The sequence below is a fragment of the Arthrobacter sp. FW306-1B-F12A genome (assembly GCF_058781865.1).
The window spans coordinates 12,140-33,769 of record NZ_JBYSXD010000001.1 but is presented as its reverse complement, the minus strand read 5'-3'; the positions used below and the strand labels follow the sequence as shown (position 1 = coordinate 33,769).

The 21,630-nt window shown below is 61.9% G+C and carries 22 protein-coding genes, 1 other RNA gene and 1 pseudogene; 7 read left to right on the top strand and 17 right to left on the bottom strand.

Features of this window, described 5'->3' with window-relative positions; all coding sequences use genetic code 11:
• Nucleotides 1–6: 6 nt before the first annotated feature.
• Nucleotides 7–783 (top strand): class I SAM-dependent methyltransferase, encoded by a 777-nt coding sequence (locus AC3WJU_RS00185; protein ID WP_492258869.1) that lies wholly within the window; start codon nucleotides 7–9, stop codon nucleotides 781–783.
• A gap of 29 nt (nucleotides 784–812) precedes the next feature.
• Entirely contained in the window at nucleotides 813–1,526 is a 714-nt protein-coding gene (locus AC3WJU_RS00180; protein ID WP_492258868.1) for a metal-dependent transcriptional regulator, read from the top strand.
• A gap of 26 nt (nucleotides 1,527–1,552) precedes the next feature.
• Here the strand turns inward: AC3WJU_RS00180 and AC3WJU_RS00175 are convergent, their stop codons facing one another.
• Nucleotides 1,553–3,004 (bottom strand): MFS transporter, encoded by a 1,452-nt coding sequence (locus AC3WJU_RS00175; RefSeq protein WP_492258867.1) that lies wholly within the window; start codon nucleotides 3,002–3,004, stop codon nucleotides 1,553–1,555.
• Between the two features lie 74 nt (nucleotides 3,005–3,078).
• On the opposite strand from AC3WJU_RS00175, the gene AC3WJU_RS00170 reads away from it, so the two are divergent.
• Both AC3WJU_RS00170 and AC3WJU_RS00165 read left to right on the top strand, forming a co-directional pair.
• Nucleotides 3,079–3,459 (top strand): hypothetical protein, encoded by a 381-nt coding sequence (locus AC3WJU_RS00170; RefSeq protein ID WP_492258866.1) that lies wholly within the window; start codon nucleotides 3,079–3,081, stop codon nucleotides 3,457–3,459.
• A 114-nt stretch (nucleotides 3,460–3,573) separates the two neighbouring features.
• The gene (locus AC3WJU_RS00165) at nucleotides 3,574–3,714 is read left to right on the top strand and encodes a hypothetical protein (protein WP_172465476.1); all 141 of its coding nucleotides are present in this window, start codon (nucleotides 3,574–3,576) and stop codon (nucleotides 3,712–3,714) included.
• Nucleotides 3,715–3,780: 66 nt separating this feature from the next.
• Here the strand turns inward: AC3WJU_RS00165 and AC3WJU_RS00160 are convergent, their stop codons facing one another.
• Together AC3WJU_RS00160 and AC3WJU_RS00155 are read right to left on the bottom strand one after the other, a co-directional pair.
• Nucleotides 3,781–4,779, bottom strand: coding sequence for a S1C family serine protease (locus AC3WJU_RS00160; RefSeq protein WP_492258865.1), 999 nt, complete (start codon nucleotides 4,777–4,779; stop codon nucleotides 3,781–3,783).
• A gap of 839 nt (nucleotides 4,780–5,618) precedes the next feature.
• Nucleotides 5,619–8,126, bottom strand: a complete 2,508-nt coding sequence (locus AC3WJU_RS00155; protein WP_492258864.1) for a polysaccharide deacetylase family protein — start codon at nucleotides 8,124–8,126, stop codon at nucleotides 5,619–5,621.
• 398 nt (nucleotides 8,127–8,524) lie between these two features.
• On the opposite strand from AC3WJU_RS00155, the gene AC3WJU_RS00150 reads away from it, so the two are divergent.
• From AC3WJU_RS00150 to AC3WJU_RS00140, 3 genes are read left to right on the top strand one after another with little or no spacing between them, the layout of a single operon-like run.
• Complete coding sequence (locus tag AC3WJU_RS00150) at nucleotides 8,525–9,577, top strand: permease (RefSeq protein ID WP_492258940.1); 1,053 nt, start codon at nucleotides 8,525–8,527, stop codon at nucleotides 9,575–9,577.
• Nucleotides 9,567–10,322 (top strand): TIGR03943 family putative permease subunit, encoded by a 756-nt coding sequence (locus AC3WJU_RS00145; protein ID WP_059387585.1) that lies wholly within the window; start codon nucleotides 9,567–9,569, stop codon nucleotides 10,320–10,322. Before AC3WJU_RS00150 ends, AC3WJU_RS00145 begins: the two co-directional genes overlap by 11 nt.
• Nucleotides 10,312–11,565 (top strand): hypothetical protein, encoded by a 1,254-nt coding sequence (locus tag AC3WJU_RS00140; protein WP_492258863.1) that lies wholly within the window; start codon nucleotides 10,312–10,314, stop codon nucleotides 11,563–11,565. The genes AC3WJU_RS00145 and AC3WJU_RS00140 overlap by 11 nt, the downstream gene beginning before the upstream one ends.
• Nucleotides 11,566–11,696: 131 nt before the next feature.
• On the opposite strand, the gene ssrA is transcribed toward AC3WJU_RS00140, so the two are convergent.
• The 14 genes and pseudogenes from ssrA to AC3WJU_RS00070 form a co-directional block, all read right to left on the bottom strand.
• Nucleotides 11,697–12,065, bottom strand: a transfer-messenger RNA (tmRNA) gene (gene ssrA / locus AC3WJU_RS00135).
• Nucleotides 12,066–12,215: 150 nt separating this feature from the next.
• Nucleotides 12,216–12,686 (bottom strand): SsrA-binding protein SmpB, encoded by a 471-nt coding sequence (smpB, locus tag AC3WJU_RS00130; RefSeq protein ID WP_028264808.1) that lies wholly within the window; start codon nucleotides 12,684–12,686, stop codon nucleotides 12,216–12,218.
• 64 nt (nucleotides 12,687–12,750) lie between these two features.
• Nucleotides 12,751–14,142 (bottom strand): M23 family metallopeptidase, encoded by a 1,392-nt coding sequence (locus AC3WJU_RS00125; protein ID WP_284988449.1) that lies wholly within the window; start codon nucleotides 14,140–14,142, stop codon nucleotides 12,751–12,753.
• Between the two features lie 38 nt (nucleotides 14,143–14,180).
• Nucleotides 14,181–15,095, bottom strand: a complete 915-nt coding sequence (ftsX, locus tag AC3WJU_RS00120; protein WP_059387584.1) for a permease-like cell division protein FtsX — start codon at nucleotides 15,093–15,095, stop codon at nucleotides 14,181–14,183.
• Nucleotides 15,092–15,856, bottom strand: a complete 765-nt coding sequence (gene ftsE / locus AC3WJU_RS00115) for a cell division ATP-binding protein FtsE (RefSeq protein ID WP_059387583.1) — start codon at nucleotides 15,854–15,856, stop codon at nucleotides 15,092–15,094. The genes ftsX and ftsE overlap by 4 nt, the downstream gene beginning before the upstream one ends.
• 170 nt (nucleotides 15,857–16,026) lie before the next feature.
• The gene (gene prfB, locus AC3WJU_RS00110) at nucleotides 16,027–17,142 is read right to left on the bottom strand and encodes a peptide chain release factor 2 (protein WP_284988451.1); all 1,116 of its coding nucleotides are present in this window, start codon (nucleotides 17,140–17,142) and stop codon (nucleotides 16,027–16,029) included.
• Nucleotides 17,143–17,209: 67 nt separating this feature from the next.
• Nucleotides 17,210–17,620 carry a pilus assembly protein TadG-related protein gene (locus tag AC3WJU_RS00105; RefSeq protein ID WP_059387582.1) on the bottom strand — a complete coding sequence of 137 codons (411 nt, stop codon included), beginning with the start codon at nucleotides 17,618–17,620 and terminating at the stop codon, nucleotides 17,210–17,212.
• Nucleotides 17,621–17,685: 65 nt separating this feature from the next.
• Entirely contained in the window at nucleotides 17,686–18,078 is a 393-nt protein-coding gene (locus AC3WJU_RS00100; RefSeq protein WP_441432450.1) for a hypothetical protein, read from the bottom strand.
• 121 nt (nucleotides 18,079–18,199) lie between these two features.
• On the bottom strand, nucleotides 18,200–18,622 hold the full coding sequence (locus AC3WJU_RS00095; RefSeq protein WP_284988453.1) for a TadE family protein: 423 nt from the start codon (nucleotides 18,620–18,622) through the stop codon (nucleotides 18,200–18,202).
• A 4-nt stretch (nucleotides 18,623–18,626) separates the two neighbouring features.
• A complete protein-coding gene (locus AC3WJU_RS00090) occupies nucleotides 18,627–18,890 on the bottom strand; it encodes a hypothetical protein (RefSeq protein ID WP_307053579.1) in 264 nt (87 codons plus the stop codon).
• 160 nt (nucleotides 18,891–19,050) lie between these two features.
• Entirely contained in the window at nucleotides 19,051–19,989 is a 939-nt protein-coding gene (locus tag AC3WJU_RS00085) for a type II secretion system F family protein (RefSeq protein ID WP_492258862.1), read from the bottom strand.
• Nucleotides 19,986–20,840 (bottom strand): type II secretion system F family protein, encoded by an 855-nt coding sequence (locus AC3WJU_RS00080; RefSeq protein WP_059387576.1) that lies wholly within the window; start codon nucleotides 20,838–20,840, stop codon nucleotides 19,986–19,988. The genes AC3WJU_RS00085 and AC3WJU_RS00080 overlap by 4 nt, the downstream gene beginning before the upstream one ends.
• Nucleotides 20,840–21,094, bottom strand: a pseudogene (locus tag AC3WJU_RS00075) (CpaF family protein); the annotation flags it as partial. The gene AC3WJU_RS00080 and the pseudogene AC3WJU_RS00075, both read right to left, overlap by 1 nt.
• 254 nt (nucleotides 21,095–21,348) lie before the next feature.
• On the bottom strand, nucleotides 21,349–21,561 hold the full coding sequence (locus AC3WJU_RS00070) for a hypothetical protein (protein ID WP_492258861.1): 213 nt from the start codon (nucleotides 21,559–21,561) through the stop codon (nucleotides 21,349–21,351).
• Nucleotides 21,562–21,630 lie beyond the last annotated feature (69 nt).

Genomic DNA, 21,630 nt, shown 5'->3' with positions numbered 1-21,630 from the left:
TTCCGCGTGGCCCCGCGACCCAAAGGCACGTCAGCCGGCCCCAAGCTCTATGAGGAACGGCGCCTTGAACTCGGTCAGAGTTTCCAGGACGGCGGAGAGCACTATGACCGTGTCCGGCCCGGATACCCCGCGGATTCAGCTGACTGGCTGCTGCCGGAAGGCGCGCGGGACGCGGCAGACATCGGCGCGGGCACCGGAAAGTTCACATCGCTCCTCGTCGAGCGCGGGCTGGCGGTGTCCGCAGTGGACCCCTCCACGGACATGCTCACGCAACTGCGCAAAACGTATCCACAAGTGATCGCCCTGGAGGGCACGGCCGAGGCAACTGGACTGGCGGACTCAGCATTCGACGTCGTCAGCGTTGCGCAGGCCTGGCACTGGTGCGATCCCCTCGCCGCCAGCACCGAGATCGCCCGGATCCTTCGGCCCCAGGGGGTGATCGGCTTGATCTGGAACCAGCTGGACACGTCGGTGCCCTGGGTCCATCGTTTGTCTCGCATCATGCATGCCGGCGATGTCCACAAACCGGACTTCCGGCCTGTGGTGGGCCGGGAGTTCGCCGGCCTCGAAAGCCATGCGACGCGTTGGGAGGATCCCGTGACTCCGGCGGACATCCTCGAACTCGTGAAGTCGCGCAGTTACTACCTGAGGGCGAATGAGACCACCCGGGCCAAGGTGACGGGCAATCTCGAGTGGTACCTTTTCGAGCATCTGGGCCATGCCGAGGGCGAGGTCATCCCCTTGCCCTATCTCACGCAGAGCTGGCGGGCGCGGAAAGCCTAATGCGGCCGGTTCACGATAGGCTTGGAACCGTGAAGACCGGTGCGCCCTCCTCCTCGATCGAGGACTACGTCAAGGTCATCTACTCCTTCACGGAGTGGCAGGACAAACCCATCACGTCCTCACAGCTCGCGCAACGGCTCGGCGTCGCCAATTCCTCCGTCTCGGAGATGGTCCGCAAGCTCAAGGACCAAGGGCTGGTGGACCACCAGCCCTACAGCGCCATTTCCTTGACCCCCCGGGGAATGCAGCTTGCCCTGGGCATGGTCCGCCGCCACCGCCTGATCGAGACCTACCTCGTGAGGGAGTTGGGCTACAGCTGGGACGAAGTCCATGACGAGGCCGAGATGCTCGAACACGCCGTTTCGGACACCTTCATCGATCGCATGGCCACCAAGCTGGGCAACCCCGGACGCGATCCCCATGGGGACCCCATCCCTGCCGCGGACGGTTCGGTGAGCCTGCCGCATGCGCACCGCATGATCGAGCTCGACGACGGCCATTCCGGCAAGATCACGCGGATCAGCGACGAAAACCCGGAGTTGCTGCGGTACCTGTCCGTAGAGGAAATCGACCTCGACGCCACCATCCAGGTGATTGGCCGCAAGCCGTTCGGTGGTGCCCTGGTGGTCCGGATCGGAAAGGGTCCGGGCAGCCGCGACTATGATCTCGCGGATGAGGTCGCCTCGGCGCTCTGGGTGGCCACCGACGTCGAACACGACGGCTGCGTCCTCGCGGAACACTAACGAAGCCGTGTTGTGGAAGGCGCTGTTCAGGCGCGCTGGGCAGCCGTCCCGCCGTCGTCGGGCGCTTGACCTTCGGGAGAGTCCACTACAGCAGCGCCCAGCACCGGGTTCCGGATCCCGACGGCGGATGCCACCGCCCCGAGGAAGAACAGCACGGCCGTGACCACGACGGCGTTCATGAGGCCTTGGCGGCTGAAGACCGGGCCGATGATGAGCCCGGCAAACGCGATGCAGATCAGGCCTGCGATACGGGCAACAGCGTTGTTCACTGCGGAACCGATCCCTGCCTCTTCCGTGGGTACCGCGCCGAGGATGGCCGCGGTGAGGGGCGCCACCAAGGTGCTCAGGCCGATCCCGAAGACGATCTGCCCGGGCAGCACTTGCGTCCAGTAGTTCAAGGGCTCCTGGACGGCCAAGGTCATGAGGAAACCGATTCCGCAAATGAATGGTCCGGCCGTCATGAACCACCGCGGACCGTATTTGCCGGCCAGCCCGCCGAAGAATGAGGCCGTGAGCATCAGGAGGACCGTCGCGGGGAGCAACGCGATGCCCGCCGTGGTGGCCTTCATCCCTCCCACCTGCTGCAAGTAGATGCCCACGGCGAAGAAGCCCAATGACAGGGCGCCGTAAATGGCGAGCGTGGCAATGTTTCCCCAGCCGAAATTTCGGATGCCGAAGAGCCTCAGGGGCAGCATCGGTTCAGGGGTCCTGGCTTCGTGGACCAGGAAGAGGACCAGGCCGACGGCTCCGAGGGCGAGCGGCATCCAGACCACCATGTTGCCCCAGCCCATGCGCCCTTGTTCGATGAAGGCGTAGACAGGGCCACCGAGTCCCACCATGGCAAGGAACGCGCCGAGGTAGTCGATCTTCTTGCTCGTGTCCGTGGCGGCATCGGACTTCCGCAGCCCGGCGAGGATCGGCCAGACGGCGACGGCCGGAATCACATTGATGAAGAAGATGACGCGCCAGGACAGCAGATCGACCGATGCGCCGCCGATCAGCGGCGCGACGATGGCGGCCGCGCTGGTCCAACCGGACCATTGGCCGATTGCCTTGGACTGCGCGGGACCGGAAAAGAACGTGACGATCATGGCAAGCGAACTCGGGACAAGCAGGGCACCGGCGATCCCCTGGAGGGCGCGCGATACCACCAGCACCTCGCCGTTCCAGGCGAGGCCGCAGGTGACGGAGGTGATGGTGAAGCCGGCGAGTCCCCATTCCAGGATGCGTGCACGGCCGAAGTGGTCGGACAGGGATCCCGCGACCAGGATCAGCGCGCCCAAGGTCAACAAGTAGGCATCCACCACCCATTGCTGGATGACAAGCCCACCACCCAGCTCGCGGCCAATCGCCGGGAGCGCGAGGTTCACCACGAAGCCATCCAAAATGGCGATGAAGGAAGCCACAATAGCCACAACAAGGACCCGCTTTTGAAGCGGGGTGCTTGGCAGCAGGGCCGCTGCGTCGGTCATGAGCACAGCCTACGCCTGCTTGTCAGCTCCCGTCCGGATTCCTGCCCGATCCTGCCGCGGCGAAAGTCCCGTATCGTTGAATGGTGATTAGCAGACGTGACGCCGCACTGGCCCTTGATATTTCGATGGAAATGGCCCAACGCCACGGCATCCCCTCCAGGCTTTCACAAGCCGAACTGAACGAGCTGCAAGACAATCCGCCCCAGTGGCTCGTCCAATCCCGCGCCAACCGCACCGGCAAGCGCCCTGTCTGGGTCCACTTGAGCTGCGTCGTGTGCGGCTACACAGAGGCCGCGCGTCCCAAGAAATGGTGGCCGGAGTTCACCTACGTCTTCTGTGGCCACCACCGGAACAGCGAGGTTCCCGGAATCCTGCCCGGCGAAGTCCGCAGCGAGTACGAAGGAATCGGCTCCCGGTTCGTGGGCGTCGTGGACGTCCCGGCTCTGAAGGCTGGCCACTAGGCCGTCCGGCTGTCGGTTGATTTCGGGTGAAACAGGCGTAGCTTACAAGGAGAGGGCCTTTCAGGACCCTCTTTGCAGGATCTGCAGGGAAGATCCGTAGTTAGGGAGCATGACATGCCTGACAAAGCGCCTCACCAGCACGAGACGAAGAAGAGCATCAAGTCCATCAAGGAGAAACGGGCAGTGAAGCGTGCCAAGCACGAATCCGACGCCGCAGTGGATCCGGTGGCCCATTTGAGGATGCGGAAGAAGTAGCAAAAAAGCCGGAGCCAGCTTGGCTCCGGCTTTTTCGCGGACTGGCTCCATCAGGTCCGCGGCTCCTCATGAATCCGCGTCAGTCATTTCACTGGGAACTGCCACAATTGCGTGGATTTTTCCGTCCCGGAGGACCGTCAGGAAGAACGGCTCCCCGATGGCCTGCGAAAACAAGAGTTTTTGAAGGCTCTCGGCACTGGATACGGCCCGCGACTGAGCACTGAGCACAAGGTCGCCCGCGAGCAGTCCTGCCCGCTCCGCGGGAGATTCGGCGATGACTTCCACCACCCGCAGCGCTTCCTTCTGGCCTGTCCGGATCACCGCACTCGCGTCCAACGGAATAGGGGTGCTCACCAAGCCAAGGTATGCCCGGCGGACCCGGCCGTCCTTCAACAGGGCGGCGATGATCCGCTGGGTGGTGGTGTTGATGGGCACTGCGAGTCCGAGGCCCAAACCGGCCACGGCGGTGTTGATTCCCACAATCCGCCCTTTGGTGTCGGCCAGGGCTCCCCCGGAATTGCCTGGATTCAACGCAGCGTCGGTCTGGATGACGTCCTCGATGACCCTGCTGTGCCGTCCGGACCTGACCGGGATGGAGCGCCCGAGCCCGCTGACGACGCCTGCGGTCACTGATCCTGCCAGCCCCAGCGGGTTGCCCACGGCGATCACCAATTGGCCTACGTGCAGCGACTCCGCGTTGCCCAGGATGGCCGGCGGCGGCGTGTGGCGCCCGCGGACAATGGCGAGATCAGACAAAGGATCCGCACCGACGAGTTCGACGTCGGTGTGGGTTCCGTCAGCGAAGATTGCCCGCCCGGAGCGGAGACCCGAGACCACGTGGGCGTTGGTCAGCATGTAGCCGTCCCCCGTGAACACGACAGCCGATCCGCTTCCAATCCTGACTTGGCCGTTCCTGCGGGCGCTGCTCATCTCCAAAGCTGCAACATGCGGCGTGACCGTCTCTGCGACGTGCATCACTGTCCGCGAGTAGGCGTCCAAGGCTTCGTCATCTGACGGGGCGTCAGGGATGTCCTCGGGAAAAACTTGTTCCGGCAACGTACTCATCGTGCACCTCCTGTAACCGGTGGTGTCTATATCAACGAATACGCTGCTTCGGTTAGTCCGTTCCGTCCTACGCCGTGGGTGAACTCTGCCACTGCACGCCGACACGGTGAGTGCCGCCGTCGTTACCTTCTTTGAACTGGTTAACAACCACACTCGACGGACCGCAACAGCGGTCGCGTACGAATCCCCGAAAACAAGTAGGGACCACTCAAGACGGCAACCGCCCGCAGTCCTACGGTGTCGGTCAGCGTCCATGCGACAACAGATGGGCGGATTGCAACGACTGGGCTCAGACCGGCGAGGGGTCGCAGCCAATAAGGCAAGGGGGCTTGCTGAGTGGACTACCCACAGTTCAAAAACCGGGGTCGGTGCATCGCCTACGCAAACCATCAGGAGAAAGACTGACTCCTCAGCGGGCCCGCCTTCCGGCCTAGGCAGGCAGGGCAACGGCCTTTCGTAGTACAAAGCGGGACGCAGCCGACGGGCTGAGATTGGGGCGAACGTGGACGGGCAACAATGGATTTGGGTCGTGATGGTCCTCATCGGAGCCGCAGTGGTAGCCGTTGTGATGGTCTTTGGACACCGGCGACTGAGGCTGGTTGATCGCAAGAGCACTGCCAAACATCGCAACGGGGAACCTGGAAGGTCAACGGACAACGTCGAGAACTCGGATGACGAGCCCGCGGCCCGAAGTCCGAACCATTAAGATCACCCGGGAATGGAACGTCGAATCATCGGCGGGATCACGATCCGAGGCAAAGAAGCACAACGTCAAAGAAAAACACCCCGGTCCGAAGACCGGGGTGTTTTCAGTGAGACGGTTTGTTCGTGCGCCGTGGTTAGAGGAAGTAACCCGAGACATCCGCAATGAGTTGGGCGGTGCCGCCGGAGCGGTTGTACAGATTGACCTTGCCATCCGGTCCAATTGGAATGGTGACGCTGTTGGGGACAATCTGGCCGGTGGCGTAGTTCAGATTCGACGCGTTCGGGAGTGCCGCCCCGGAGGGATAGGCCGTGACAAAACCGAAGGACGTCGAGTTGGCCACCGTAAGGTTGAAAATCGTCGCAGCGGCAGTAGCTGGGACTCCGCCCACGCCACCCACCTGGAAGGAGATTGTTCCGTCCCCTGCCACCGCCGTGGTGTTCCTTGTATCAAGGAACCTCGTTGGGGCGATCGGCTCGAACGTACCCGGGAGCGTTGCTACGCCCGACAGGTAATATCCCGAGACGTCGACGATCAATTGCGCAGTGCCACTGGACTGGTTGTACAGTATGACCTTTCCGTCTGCTCCGACCGGGACCGTCACCCTGTTCGGGACGATTTGCCCGGTGGCGTAGTTCAGGTTGGATGCATTTGGCCTCAGGGTTCCCGAGGCATAGGCGGCAACAAACCCGAATGACGTCGAGTTCGCGACCGTCAGGTTGAAGGTCACGGCCGACACGTTTGCCGGGACTCCGCCCACTCCCCCAACCTGGACCGAAACGGTGCCGTTCGGAGCCACGGGCGTTGGGGTGTTCCTGGTATCAAGGAACCTGGTTGGCGCGATCGGCTGGAATGCGCCCGCGGCGGCCGCTGTTCCTGCGACGTAGTACCCGGAAACGTCTGCTATCAGTTGTGCCGTGCCGCTGGACCGGTTGTACAGCGTGACCTTTCCGTCGGCCCCGACCGGAACCGTGACGCTATTCGGGATAATTTGTCCCGTGTCATAATTCAGGTTCGATGCGTTAGGTCTCACGGTGCCGGAGGCGTAGGCCGTGACGAACCCGAATGAGGTTGAGTTCGCGACCGTCAGGTTGAACGTCACCGCGGCGATGCTTGCCGGTATGCCGTTCACTCCAGCGACCTGGAATGAGACGGTCCCGTCGGGAGCCACCGGGCCGCTGCTGGTCCTCGTGTCGAGCAAGCGCATCGGGGTCAACGGCTCGAACGCGCCGGGCGGCAATACTGCTTCCGTCAGGCTGTAGTCGTCGGTAACCAGTGTTCCCAGGCTGGTAAGGGTCAGTGCCATGGTCATGGCGGTGGCGCCGGCAGGCACCGGTGGAGAGGTATAGGTGACCTGGGTGTAGGCCGCGGAGGCAGGATAGAGCGGACTCGACGTCCAATACTGCCAGTTGCCCTGACCCAGCCTGTAGTAGAGCTCGAATTGGGTATTCGCCGTCGAGTTGTACCAGGCCGACATCGTGTATCTCTTGCCCGGCGTCACGGTCGGGGTGCATTGGCCCGTATCAAGCGGTGGCAATATTTTGGCATCACCGTCCAGGTAGGTGGTCATGACCAGTTGTTCGGCGGCAGTCCCGGTGTGGGCCCCGGTTACCGTGCTGTAGGTGTAGGTGTTGTTGCCGTAGCCTCCCGGAACCCAGCACGAAGGCGCCCCTCCGGCGACGGGGCCGGCGGTCTCAAAACCGGGATTGCGGAGAAGATTTCCGGAGGTGATGGGCGCCGGCGGCGGCGGCCCGGCCGGGTTGGTCTTGACAGTGCCGCCGATCACTTGGTCGACGGTCTTGACAATGATCCGGCCTGCGGCCTGCTCGGCCACCAGGAAGTCAATGAGGGCATTGAAGTTTGCGGTGCTCACGTTGAGCGGATTGTTCGCGATGTTGATGTGGTGGAAGGTGTATTGCATCCAGCCGCCGCCGGGCTCGGCTTTGAGGGTCAGGTCCTTCAGGTTCTGAAGTGTCCACGTGCTGTCGATCTGGTCCGGTGCCTTCGTCAGATATGGGTCGGCTGGCGGCATGGTTTCAGAGAGCGGCATGCCGGCCGATGCGGGGATCTGGCTCGCAATGTCACCCAATCCACGGGCGCTGTTGTAGCCGCAACTTTGGACAATCGTCTCTATGGCCGGGGTGGACGAGGCATAGGGGTACGCAAAGTTCGTTACGCGCAACCCCATGTTCGTCAGGTTTGTGCGGTCATCGCAAACCTGACGGGTAACCTCACCCGCGTCAGCCTGGGCGAGGTCGGGGTGGGTCACCGTGTGCCCCCCGATCTCGTTACCCGCTGCCTGAAGCGCGAGTGCCTGAGCAGTCGTCATGTGCAGGGAGTCAGAGTTCAGGAAGCCTGACGGAGTGAAGAATGTTCCGTGAAGGCCCTTCGAGTTCATGTAGGCAGCGGCTGCCATCTGATCCACGTGGGCGTCATCAAAAGTAAGGGTCACAGTGACGAGGCTTGCCGCCTGGGCTGCCGGCGCCAGCAGGACCGCGTTGAAGAATGTCGCAAGGACAAGCACCACTGTGCCGATGGCCGTGGCTGCGGTGCCACGGGACTTGAGAATTTTCCACCACTCGAGTATTTTCCACGGCTGGCCCCGCTCGGGCACTGAGGCAACCGTCCACCGGTCTGCCCCCACAGAAGTATTTTGGACTGGCGCGTCATTCTGCCTTGATCGTTTCATAGGACCGAACTCGTTTCACAAATGCGGTTCGTCCCCCATGTCCTGCCCGGATATGGCCCGAACGAAACCGGAACGGGCATTCTCACTGCCGGCCACCCACACCCACAAGTGATCGACCCTCCCCAAAATACTGTCGTTCCCACACAGCGACTTGAGTGTCGGCTACCTGTCTTTCGGACACGCCACTCGGTTTCGTCCGGGTCTCCCGCGCAGCGAGTAGCGGAGCTCTGCCCGGTTCGGAAACCGGCAGGGCTGACAGGCTAGTCGCGAACGTGAGCGGCGTGTACAGTCGGTTTTCGCAGCCCCTTCCGGTGTCCCCGACCGGGTCCGAGGAGTAAGGAGTGACTGTGACGCTGCCTGCAGTCGACAAACGCGAACAGCCGGGACGCGAGCACGGAAGCCCGTCACGTGCTTTCACGTCGAAGTCTGCCGCCGGTCTCATCGTCGGGCTCGCCCTCATTGCACTGTTCGCGGCCGTCCGGGTGCTGGCACCATCAACGCCGGAGGTCTTTGCTCTACCCAACGCTGCCCGCGACTTCGCCACACTGTCGATCAGCGTCGTCGTCGAGTCCCTGCCGTTCGTTTTCCTCGGGATCGTCCTCTCGATCGCTGTCCAGGTCTGGCTGCCGGAGGGCATGCTGCTCCGCCGCCTGCCGCGGAGCCCGGTGCTGCGGAGGCTCGTCCTGTCGCTTTTGGGAATGCTGCTGCCTGTTTGCGAATGCGGCAATGTTCCGCTTGCCCGGGGTCTGGTGGTCAACGGCCTGACGGTTGCGGAATCGATGACTTTCCTGTTCGCGGCACCCATCCTGAACCCCGTCACCATCGTCACCACCGCGCAGGCGTTTGGTTGGGACAACGGCATCCTGGCCTCCCGTGTCCTGGGCGGCTTCTTCATAGCCAACCTTGTCGGTTGGATCTACAGCCGGCATCCGCGGCCAGGTGAGCTGCTGACCGCCCGGTTCCAGGAGACATGTTCAATAGCAGACCACCACGCCGGCTCTGCCGGAAGGATCAGGCGCAGCGTGCAGATGTTCGCCCAGGAGACACGCGCAATGATGCCTGCACTGTTTGTTGGTGCAGGCATGGCGGGGCTGATCCAAGTTGCCGTTTCCCGCGAAGTGCTGGTCGCCTTGGGTAGCAACCCGGTCTGGTCGGTCTTGGCATTGATGGTGTTGGCTTTCGTCGTTGCGATCTGCTCAAACGTGGATGCCTTCTTTATCCTGTCTTTCGGAGCAACCTTCATGCCGGGGGGCATTGTGGCTTTCCTCGTCTTCGGGCCCATGATCGATGTGAAAATGCTCGCCCTGATGCGCACCACGTTCACCGCGAAAACCCTCCTTCAGCTCAGCCTGCTGGTGGCACTTTGCGCGGCGGTCCTCGGATTGGCGGTCAACTATGGTCATTAGGCGGCTCGTGGGCCGGTGGCAGGGCGTGGTCCTCAGCCTGATCGGCCTCATCGCAACGATCTGGCTGGGCGTGTCAGGGCAGCTTGCCTTGTATATCCATCCGCGGTATTTCGTGTTCACGGTCATCATGGCCGTGATCGCAGGAGTACTTGCCCTCGCGGCCTTCGCCTTTGCTCCCGGCACCCAAGACGGGCACGAGCACACCGATGAGCCCGGTTCGCGATGGGGCTGGCTGTGGCCGGTCGGAAGCGTGCTGACCATCATCGCCGCCGTCGTCGCCTTACTCATCCTGCCGCCGTCGACCCTTACTACTGCCACCGTCGCGCAACGGGACCTCAACGGTTCGGCATCCGCCCTGACCCTGAAAGCCCCCGCTCTGCCCGGAAAGGGAGACTACTCCGCTTTCACGGTGAGGGACTGGGCATCGTTGCTTCGGTCCGGCGCGGGGCAGGACTTTTTTGCCGACAAGACTGCCACCGTGACCGGGTTCATCAGCGCGGACAAGACAGATCCAAATGTATTCTTCGTGACCCGTTTTGTAGTGACCTGCTGCGCCGTCGATGCCCAGCCGATCGGTGTTCCGGTCTATCATCCCGGCTGGCAGAACGAGTACAAAACCGACAGCTGGGTCACCGTCACCAGCAGCTTCCGTGCCAACCCCAATGCGGCCAGCCGGGAGTCAATCGTTCTGATACCGGACTCCATCAAGCCCACCACACAGCCGGCACAGCCCTATGTCTACTAAGCGCCGTCCCGTCTCAGCCAAGCGGGCCGCGGCCATTGCTGCCGCAGCAGAGCTACTGGCCGGACGCCGTTTTGCCCGGCGCCTCTACGGCGCCATCGCGATCCTTGCCGTCCTTGCCGGCGGGTTGACCGTAGCAAACCTTTCGAAGCTACCGCACCCCCATTCCACTTCGGCCCTGGCCCGCTCGGCCACTCCGGCCGCCTTCTCGCTGTACACCCTGCAGAGGGACACCGGCAAAGACAACTCAGGCCTGAAGAAGCCGGACACCATCCTCGGCTCAAGCCTCTCCGGAAGCGATCAGGGCACCGTCATTGTCAGCGCCCCCCGCATCCAGGAGTATGCTGCCCTGCCGTCCGCCCTCGCCATCGTCACCGTCAACGATGACAACACCAGCTCACTTGAGATGGTCCCGCTCACCGGCGGCCCGCCGTCGCTTGTTCCTTTGCCAAGCCTCGGGACGGTGGCCAACCTTCACGCGGCAGGATCCAATCACCTCATAGGCTTCACGTTCACCGCTTCTTCTGCCACTGGCCAGTACTGGAAAACGCTCTTTGTCTACGACGTCGACAAACCGTCGTCCGCTCCGTGGGCTGTCCAGGGCATCCACGGTCCGGTCACTGCGACGGACTGGCGCTTTGTTCCCGGCGCCGCCACCTTGGTGGCGCAGGCAGACGACCAATCCATCTTCCTCATCGATCCGCTCGACTCCGGCAAGGTGTCCCCTTTGGGCACGCATGCCGGAATCCTCGGATTCCCCGGGACGAACGAGCTTGCGGTGAGCGACCCGGGGCTGAAGGTGGGCGTCGACCCGCCACGGTATTCGACCATCAATCTCTCCAACGGTGCGCTCACGCCGGCGACCCTCGCGGGAGGCGCCGCCCCGGAGAACAACCAAAGCGCCACGACCACCGTGGGCCAGCCCGTGGTCCTCGACGGTTCGGGGCAGTTTGCGCAGGTGGTGAGAAAGTTCGACGCCGGAAAGGAGACCTCATTGGTCAATCTCACCGACCGGAACGGATCGCGCGTGCTCTACCGGCCTGACGCTGCCTGGTCGCGCATCCTGGACACCTGCGTCTCACCGGCCAGCGATTACCTCGCCGTCGAAACAGCGGCACCCCAATATGCGGGCGACCAATACCCGGTCCGCCCCGAACCGACTCCCATGCGGACAGACCTCGTGGACTTGAAATCGGGCACTGTCGTGAAAAGCGTTCCCGGTTTCCTCCCAAGTTGGTGCGGGTGAACATACCCGGGCAACGGCCGGCCATCGTGGTCTGATGCTCCCGCGGGCAAAGAAAAACACCCCGGTCCGAAGACCGGGGTGTTACCGATGACCCGACTCATCCATGAAGGATGTCTCGACTCATCACAAAAAAGTGGAGATGGGGGGAATTGAACCCCCGTCCGATGTCGTGTTGTCAGGGCTTCTCCGGGCGCAGTTCGCGTCGGACTTTCTCGGCCCCAGCTATCCTGCGAACAAGTAGCTGATCCGGGCCCAGTCATCTAAGAGTCCCGCTTGCCTCGATGACGAAGGCAAACAGCAGTGGCTATCTAAATGACGCCAGGATCCGGGGCAATAGCAACCTCGGGCTGACGGACTGTCTTACTGCTTAGGCAGCAAGAGCGAAGTCAGTGCGCTTAGAATTGGCACTTATTGGTTTGCAGACAGCGTTTACGAGATAATTCTGCATCCTCGGCCCGCTTCACCTGTCGCGACTAACATCGTCGAAACCGATCATCCCCGTATTTTGTTATCAATCCCCGCAGGACAACGACCGCCCGAAAACGACCACCTAAAAACCTGCCGGGTTAATCATCATAACGCATCGCGGCACCCGAACATTCCGGGACACGCTTTGGCTGCCTACCCGCGTGGCGGCCTTTTGGGGGAAATCAACGGCGGTTGCGCTCGCGCAGTTCGCGTAGCGATTCGCGCTTGTCCTGCTGCTCACGCAGGGTCTGCCGCTTGTCGTAATCTTTCTTGCCTCGAGCCAAGGCGATCTCGACTTTGGCGCGTCCATCCAGGAAGTACAGCTGGAGCGGCACTACGGTCAGCCCGGTCTCGCGGATCTTGCCGGAGATCTTGTTGAGTTCCTCGCGGTGAAGCAACAGCTTCCGACGGCGGCGCGCGGCGTGGTTGGTCCAGCTCCCCTGGTTGTACTCAGGGATATGGATGCCCTCCATCCACAACTCGTCATTGTAGAAGGTGCAGAAACCGTCGACCATCGATGCATGGCCTTCACGCAGGGACTTTACTTCGGTTCCCATGAGGGCAATGCCGGCCTCATAGGTATCCAATATGTGGTAGTCATGCCGAGCCTTGCGATTGGTGGCCACTACCTTACGGCCACTTTCCTTGGGCACGGTAGAACTCCTTGGTTGTCGAAGAATCACACTAGTCTACGCCAGCAGATCCCTGTCGTGCGGGCTACAAAAGGTTCATCGGGTCAACAGCCTGCCCATTAACCCAGGTTTCAAAGTGCACGTGGCAACCGGTGGAGTTACCCGTGGTACCTGAATAGGCAATGAGCTGACCTTGACTCACTTGCTGTCCGGAGGAAACCACCACGCTGGTGTTGTGGTAGTAAACCGTGGTCAGGGAATCACCATTGATGACTCCGTGCGATATCTTGACACGGTTGCCACCGCCGTCGTTGCCCCAACCTGCAGAAAACACCGTGCCTGCAGCGGCTGCGTATACCGGCGTTCCGCAGGGGGCACCGAAGTCGATGCCCGTGTGCATATAGCCGCCCTGGCCGTAGAAATCGATGGTTCCAGGCGGCGTCGCACGCCAACCGAAGCCTGACGTGATCGGGATGTTCGCAGGCACCGGGTGAATCAGGCCGAAGTTCGAGCGCGGGTTGCTCGCCGGTGGGACAAAAGGCTGCGGGGCTGCCTGGTTTTGCGCCTGGGCCGCGGCCGCCGCGGCTGCGGCGAGGCGCTGCTGTTCGGCCAACCAAGCTTCGCGCAGTTTACGGTCACGTTCCGAGATTTCCGCGGCGACGGCGTCCTGGTTCGCCTTCACTTGCTGGAGTTGGGCTTGGATCCCGGGTTTGGCTGCTTGAAGCTGGGCGTTGAGACGAGTGGTGTCGGAGATGAGTTTGTCCACCTCCGCCTTCTTGGCAGCGGCGTCATCCCGGGCTGCCTTCTCACGCTCAAGTGCGGCGTCCGCCTTTGCCTTGAGATCGCGGATTTCCTGTTCGACGGCGGTGAGCCGGGCCTGGGAGTTCACGTTCGTCGCGCTCTGCTGCGTCAATTTCGTCATCGCGGCGTTCTGGCTGCGCATCGCTTGGTTGGCGAGGTCCATGGTTTCCGTGAGGTTGCCGCCGTCGTTCGATCCGAACAGCAAAGCGACGTTCGTTGGAACCCCTCCGGATTTATACGCCTGCGCCGCGATCTGGCCGATGAGCTTCTTGGTATCGGTGATCTTTTGCTTGTCGTTTTCCAGTTGCTGGGTGATCTGGGCTTTACTCTGCTGCGCCAGATCCACGCGGGCGGCCAAGGCATCAGCCTCCTTGACTGCTGTGGCAACCTTGCCCTGGGCTTCGAGGAGTGCCTGCTGCGCTCCCGGAAGCTGTCCTTGGTAGACCACAAGGTCGCCGGCCGCCTTGGCGATGTTGGCGTCGACGAATTCCAGCGACTGCTGCACACGCGCCGACTCCGCGTTGAGGGCAGCCTGTTGGTCATCGAGATTGTCAGCGTGCGCCCCGGGCGCGGTGCCGAGGCTCGCGGCGAGTGCAATGGCCAGCACGGAACCGGCGACCTTCGCCCGGCCGCTCACTTTGCGCAGCTGCAGCGCAGCCTGGTACTTCCGTGTCATCGGCTGTCCTGTTCGCCCGGGATCAGTGCTCTTCATGGCTAGACCTTGAGATATCGGCGGAGGGTCAGGAGCGACGATATCCCGGCCAAGCCACCGCCCAACGCTATCAGGACAGGCGCAATCACGAGTACCTGGGTCGAGGAAATAAACGGAGTGTTCAGGAACTGCCGCGACAAGTCTCCGTTGAGCCAGAACTGTGCCACCAGCCACAATGTGCCTGAGGCCAGGACTGCACCCACGACGGCGGCGATGACGCCTTCGAGGATGAACGGCAGTTGGATGACGGTCTTCGATGCTCCAACGAGGCGCATGATGCCTGTCTCCCGTCGCCGGCTGAACGCGGACAGCCTGATGGTCGTGGTGATAAGCAGGACTGCACAGAAGATCATGACTCCCGCCACCACCATTGCCGCCACAGAGGCACCGTTCATCCACTCAAAGATCCGTTCAAGGACCTGGCGCTGATCGCTCACGGTCTCCACCCCGGCCTGGGACGAGAACGTTTCGCTGATGATCTGGTACTTCTGGGGGTCCTTCATGTTGATTCGGAAAGACGAAGGAAGCTGGTCCTGGGTTACCGAATCAACGATCGGAGAGTTGGAGAACTGTTCCTTGAAGTGCTTGAACGCATCGGCTTGCGATTCGAACTGGTAGTCGGTGATGTACTGCTTGACAGCCGGCGAATCGAGCATTTTGGCCAGATTGGCCTGCTGCTCCTTGGTGACCGCACCCGAGGCACATCCGGTCGACGTCGAGGAGTCGTTGCAGAGGAAGATGGCGACCTGGACTTTGTCATACCAGTAGCCCTTCATCTGGTTGATCTGCATCTGCAGCATTCCGGCCGCACCAACAAAGGTGAGCGAGACAAAAGTCACCAGGACGACGGAAATCACCATTGACAGGTTCCGGCGCAGACCGCTGCCGATCTCGCCCAGGATAAAAGCGAGCCTCACTGCTGGACCCCCTGCGCGCGGTCGATTTCCGCATCGCTCGCGTCCTTCATCCGCCGGGACTCTCCCACTACCGGAATCATCGAGGTGTAGAGGGCCCTTGCCTCATCGCGGACCACCACTCCGTTCCGGAGCTCCACCACGCGCTTGCGCATCTCGTTCACAATGTCGTCGTCGTGCGTCGCCATGACCACAGTGGTGCCGTTCTGGTTGATCTTGTCGAGAACGCCCATAATGCCCATCGAGGTAATGGGGTCCAGGTTTCCGGTGGGTTCGTCCGCCAGCAGGATGCCGGGACGGTTGACGACGGCGCGGGCGATGGCCACGCGCTGCTGCTCACCACCGGACAGCTCATGCGGCATGCGACGTTCCTTGCCTTCAAGCCCAACAGTCTTCAGCACTTCCGGAACCGTCTCGCGGATGATGCTGCGGCTTTTTCCGATCACCTGCATGGCGAAGGCAACGTTGGCGAAGACATTCTTCTGCGGCAACAGGCGGAAGTCTTGGAAAACGACACCGATTCCGCGGCGAAGTTTGGGGACCCGCCAGCTTGAAATGTTGGCCACGTTCTGGCCCGCGACGTAGACGGAACCGGATGTTGCCCGGTCTTCCTTCAGAATGAGTCGTAGAAACGTCGACTTGCCGGAACCCGAGGCCCCGACGAGGAAGGTGAATTCTCCACGGTCAATCTCAAGGTTGACAGCATCCAGCGCCGGACGGGCATTGGGGTCGTAGACCTTGGTGACATTCTCAAATCGGATCATGACTCTTCAGAACCCCGCCGGACATGCCACGTTCGACCAGTCCAACCGCCAGCGCACGGGCTTTCATTGGGGGAAGTTGAGCGCCGGCTCTTCGACTATACGCACGCTCCGCGATGGAATCGCGGGCTTGGCGCGGTGTGTCGCCCAATCAAGTAATCAGCCCGGGCGCCTTATCCCTCGGCGTTGCGGTTACCTGTGCGCCAGCGAATCCCTGCGTCAATGAAGTCGTCGATGTCGCCGTCGAACACCGCAGACGTGTTGCCCACTTCGTGCTCAGTCCGCAAGTCTTTGACCATCTGGTACGGATTGAGCACATACGAACGCATCTGGTCCCCCCACGATGCCTTCACGTCACCTGCGAATGCCTTCTTCTCGGCATCTTCCTGCTCCTTTTTCAGGAGGAGGAGCCTTGATTGGAGCACGCGCATCGCGGCTGCGCGGTTCTGCAACTGGGACTTCTCGTTCTGCATGGAGACGACAATCCCTGTGGGGATATGGGTCAAACGTACTGCGGAGTCCGTCGTGTTGACGGACTGCCCGCCGGGGCCGGAAGAGCGGAAGACATCGACGCGGATCTCGTTGTCCGGAATGTCGATCGAGTCGGTCTGCTCAATGAGCGGGATGACTTCGACGGCGGCAAAGGACGTCTGTCGCCGTCCCTGGTTGTCGAACGGGCTGATCCGGACAAGCCGGTGCGTCCCGGCTTCGACGCTGAGGGTACCGAAAGCGTACGGCGCTTTGACCTCGAAAGTAGCCGATTTGAGGCCGGCCTCTTCGGCGTACGAGGTGTCCATCACGGTAGTCGGGTAGCCATGGCGTTCTGCCCAGCGCAGGTACATGCGCATGAGCATTTCGGCGAAGTCCGCCGCATCAACACCGCCGGCGCCCGCACGAATCGTGACGACGGCCTCGCGTTCGTCGTATTCGCCCGAGAGCAGGGTAACCACTTCAAGTTCCTTGAGGGCCTTGCGGATTGATTCGAGTTCCGTGGCCGCCTCCACCATGGAGGCGTCGTCGTCCTCGTCCTGGCCGAGCTCGACAAGGACCTCAAGATCGTCGATGCGGCCCGTCAGCCTGTTCAAGCGTTCAAGCTCCGACTGCCGGTGGGACAACTTGGACGTAATTACCTGGGCGGCAGCTGGATCGTCCCAGAGGTTCGGTTCACCAGCCCGCTCGCTCAGTTCTGCGATCTCTTCCTTGAGCTTCTCGACATCGGAAACCTGTTCGATGGAGCGGTAAGTGGAGCGAAGCGCGCGGATTTCTGCGGGAAAGTCAATCTGAGCCATGGTTGTTCCAGAGTACGCCATCCGTTGACGGCCTTGGCACGGAGCCTGGACGTGTGACGCTTGAAAATCAGCGGGTCAGCCGGGAACGCGCAGTGGAACGGGCTTCGATCGGAACACCGTCGGGAAGCAGAAAGCTGACGACGGGCGGATGGGCAACCGCGCTGAGCACCACTTCGGCCGTGGTGTTGTCCGGACTCCCGGTACCCGGGCCGACGGCAAGTTGATCGAACCGTGAATGGGCGCCGTTTTGGCTGAGGTATGACTCGGTAATACCTCTTACCCGCGCGCTGTTGAGGACGGCCGACGGCGTTTCGGCGCCGCTGTCCACTTGGCCGAGGGCATAGCTGTCCGCGGCCGCCACAGAAGCTCCGTCCGCCACGGAGAGGAGCTTCTTATGTTCGATGTAGATGGCCGAGGCCGCAGCAACGACCGTTGCAAGCAATAACGCGACCACGACATAGCCGATGGTCAAGACCATCAAATGGCCGCCTTCCGCCTCTGATTTTCGGGATAGCAGGATGTCCGTCTTCGCGGGAAGACCTCTCACCGGAACCGCCCGACGATTTGCGTAGCCGACGCACTCAGATTCGCGGCGTCCAGATTCAGGGTGTCTCCAAAGGGCAGCATGGGCAACGGCACCGTGAGCTTGACCGTCACCGTCACCGCAGCGCCGGCGGACAGGCAATCGCCGCGGTCGCACGCGATGTCGACATTTGCCCGCTCCGCGGAATGGCCATAGTCGGCAAGGGCCAGAAGGGCAGCCTGTTCAGCGGCGACGCGCCCTTGGGAGGTGTCCTTCTGCATGACATAGACCTTGGCGGCTTGGTCCGCGGCCCCCACGACGGCGAAGGAGCCGCCCTGGATCTGTCCAATTGTGACGATGAAATAGACCACGGGAACCATGAGTAGGAGGGACAGGAGGATGAACTCGACCACCGCGCTTCCCGTTTCAGAGGCACACGGAGGGCCGGTAGGTTCCCGGCCCTCCGCCGCCGGCCCCTCCGCCGCCGGCAGGCAGACCACCTCCCTGAAGCGGGAGAGCGCTGCACGGCCAGGATCAACCCGAAGTCGCAGCATGGCCCCTTACCTCCAGCCCTGCTACGGGACCAATCAGTCCGATAACTGGCAATGGTGCACGGACTGTCACCTCCAAGGTGCGGATTCCCTGGAAGCTGGCCTCCGATGTCGAGATGTCCCGGGCAAAGTCCGCGTTGAGCGCCGTTCCGATCAGCTCTGCTGTGCGCTCACGGGCATCGGACGATGTCCTGTCGGCGAGAGTGCCGTAACGGGCTCCGGACGAGGCCGCATCAATGAGCGTATTGCGCACGTGCAATATGAGGGTCAGTTGAATGACAGCGAGGAAGAATACCGTCAACAGACCGCCGACCAGCACAAAATCCACGACGGCGGAGCCGCGTTCATCGCCCCTGCCGACCCTCACGCCACTGCCATCTTCCGCTACCCGGCTGCGGAACGGCATGGACTTACTTTCCGACCTTGCTCATCGCCTGGTTGAAGAGTCCTTCCAGTGCCGGGCCGGCCAGCGCCAGCAGGCCCGCGACAAGTGCGGCGGACATCAGGGTGATCATGACCCAACCTGGTACATCGCCCCGCTCCGGATGATCGTCGTCGGGGACCGGACACTTGTGCAGGTTGGTTCCAAGCGCTGATCTGGACGACGGGAGTGTCCACAGCTGCCACAGCAAGAGTCCTGAAGCGGATAGGCCTTCGCGTCCGAGCTTTTTCATTTTCACCATTTCATCTTCCCCATTTCATCTTTCCCATTTCATCTTTCCCATTTCATCTTTCCCAATTCCTTATGCAGGAATCCATTGTGATCCGTGCTGTCTTGGTATTCAGGCGGACGCCCATGTGACGGATGTGAAAAGGCTTGACTGAGATTCGTCATTAGAAGCCAAGATCCAACGCGGCCAAGCCCGGATAGACCGCGAAGATCACCGTGAGGGGCAGGACGCCGAAAACCAGCGGGACCATCATGGCGATTTCCTTGCGGCCCGCCGCTTCCATCAGTTCCCGCTTGGCTGAATCGCGGACATCCGCAGCTTGGGCCCGCAAAACATCGGCCAAGGGAGTTCCGCGTTCGACGGCAACGACAATTCCATCCACGAACCGAACAAGCGGGCCGAGCTCGGTTCGTCCCGAAAACTCGTGCAGGGCTTCGATCAGGGGTGTGCCGGCCCGGGTGGCGGCCAACACCAGGGCAAACTCCTTCGCCAGTTCGCCGCGGGCTGTGCGACACACTCGATCGAGGGCACCGCTGGCGCTCTCCCCCGCACCCACCGCAAGAGCCATCAACTCGGCAAGGCTCGGGAATTCCGCCAGCATCCGCCTTTCCCTTCGTTTGATCTGCACCCGGAGCATGTAGTCGCGGAAAAGAAACCCTGCCAGTGCACAAACCAGGACCGTAGCAACCGCGGGCACCGGACTGAACCGACCCCCGGTGGCATTCACGACCACCACGACGAGCGCCGCGGCGAAGCCTGCGGCGGCCCACAGCAGTTGCTCCGCGCGGAAGTCCAGCGCGGACTTTCCAGAACCGGCCTTTGCCAGCTTTTTGTTGAGGGATGTGGTCCCCAGGTTGAACTTCGCCAGGTAGCCGAGGGCGTCGCGAAAAACCGGCCGCAGGATGCGCTCCAAGGGGCCGAACGGTGCGATGTCCGAGGGTGCGGAGAGCAGGCGCGATTCGAGGTTCTGGGACCTGAGTTGCGGCTCGATGCGCTCCACGAACGGAATCGTCCGCATGAATGGCATGCGAACAAAGATGAGCCACAATCCGGCTCCCAAAAGAAGTCCGCAGAATGCAGCCAAGGCAGTCAGCCCAGTCATCGAAGGACCCTTTCATCTTCAGGAAGGGCGGCGATGCGCAGCATGACCCAATAGCAGAAGGCCGAGACCAACAATCCGCCTCCAAGAACGCTGGCTCCGGCCGCCGAGTTATACGCGGCAACGGCTTCCGGCCGGCTGGCCAGCAACATCAGGACGATCCATGGGGCGGCAACGGCCAGGCGAGCACCATTGATGGTCCATGATTGTCGCGCCTCAAGCTCGCTGCGAGTCCTCGCGCTCTCACGAAGGAACTCGGCAAGAGTTCCCAAAAGGCGGCCCAGATCGGATCCGCCCACGTCCCGGGTCAGCCTGAGCGCCTCAATGATCCGGTCGGCAACGGGATCGGCCAAACGCTCCTTTAGTTTGCTCAACGCCGCATCGAAATGGCCGCCGGAACGGTAGTCCGCGGCAAACTCGCGGAAGAGAGCCCGCAGCTCTTCGGGACCTTTGTCTCCGAGCTGGATAAGCGCCTCGGGCAGCGAAAGCCCCGCACGGATCGCCGAGCGCAAATGGTCGACGACATCGGGCCAGAGCTCCCGGAGCATGGCGGTCCGCTTGCGCGCCCGCCAACTGACAACGGCCAAGGGAAGCCACATACCGAACAAGCCGAAGCACGCTGCGATCGAGAACGACGCGGTCATGATGTAGATCACCAGTGCGGCGAAAAGGCCCAATCCGAGGCACGATGCGATGAATCCCCCGCCGCTCACTTTTTCGATCCCGGCAGTGAGCAACAAGGACTCAAGGCGTTTAGGTTTTGGCTCCTTGACGGCAAGCGGGTCTTGTTCCCATGCCGACCACCAGATGAGGAAGACACCCAGCCCGCAGAGAACGCCTAGCAGCGGCGCCATTAGAAGTGCCCCAGGAGCGCGGCGACGTCAAATCCGGCCCGGGCGAATTTCTCGGCGGCCGGCATGGAATTCGACGTGGCTTGGAGCCGGCCGTCCTGCATCGTGAATACCTTGGACGACTCGATGATGCCGTTCTCCACGCGTCGCCCCAGCGAAAGGATCTCGGTGACTTGCCGGCGACCGTCCGCGTGGCGGCTGCAATGAACCACGAGATCGATGCATGAGGCCACGGTTGGAACGACGAACGCACTTGCACATCATTCCAAGTCACAGCAAGAGAAGGACCATCGCCCGCCGGAAAGCACTCGACGGGCGATGGCCTCACTGAAACTAAACCGGTTGCCCCTCAGCGGTCCAGTCCAAGCGGTGACCCCTCGGGCAAGTCGGTTTCCCGGCCTGACGCCATTCTTGGCCTCCGGTGATTCCGCCATCCGGACCAAAGCGCCATACTTCCTTGAGCGCTGTTCCGCACTCCGGACACACTAGATCGCTTTCCCGAATCTGAGTCTTAGCCATTCCTGACCTGAGTTGAGTTGGTGCTTGAAATGTGGCCACTGATCAGGGCATAGGCCTCGGCCAAGTTCCGTGCCACGGACCCCGAGCCTCCTGTTGAGGCGGCCAACGACTCCAAGAGCGCTGTCTGTGCCTTGGTTAGCGCATCATCATGCGCCTTTGCATCCGCAAAGTCGATTTCCTGGTCATACCGTGCACTTGTAGCCATTGCGACTCCCCCATTCTTCGTTGGTCCCCGCCGATTGCGGCTCCCCAGATAAAGATAGCTATAGGGTGC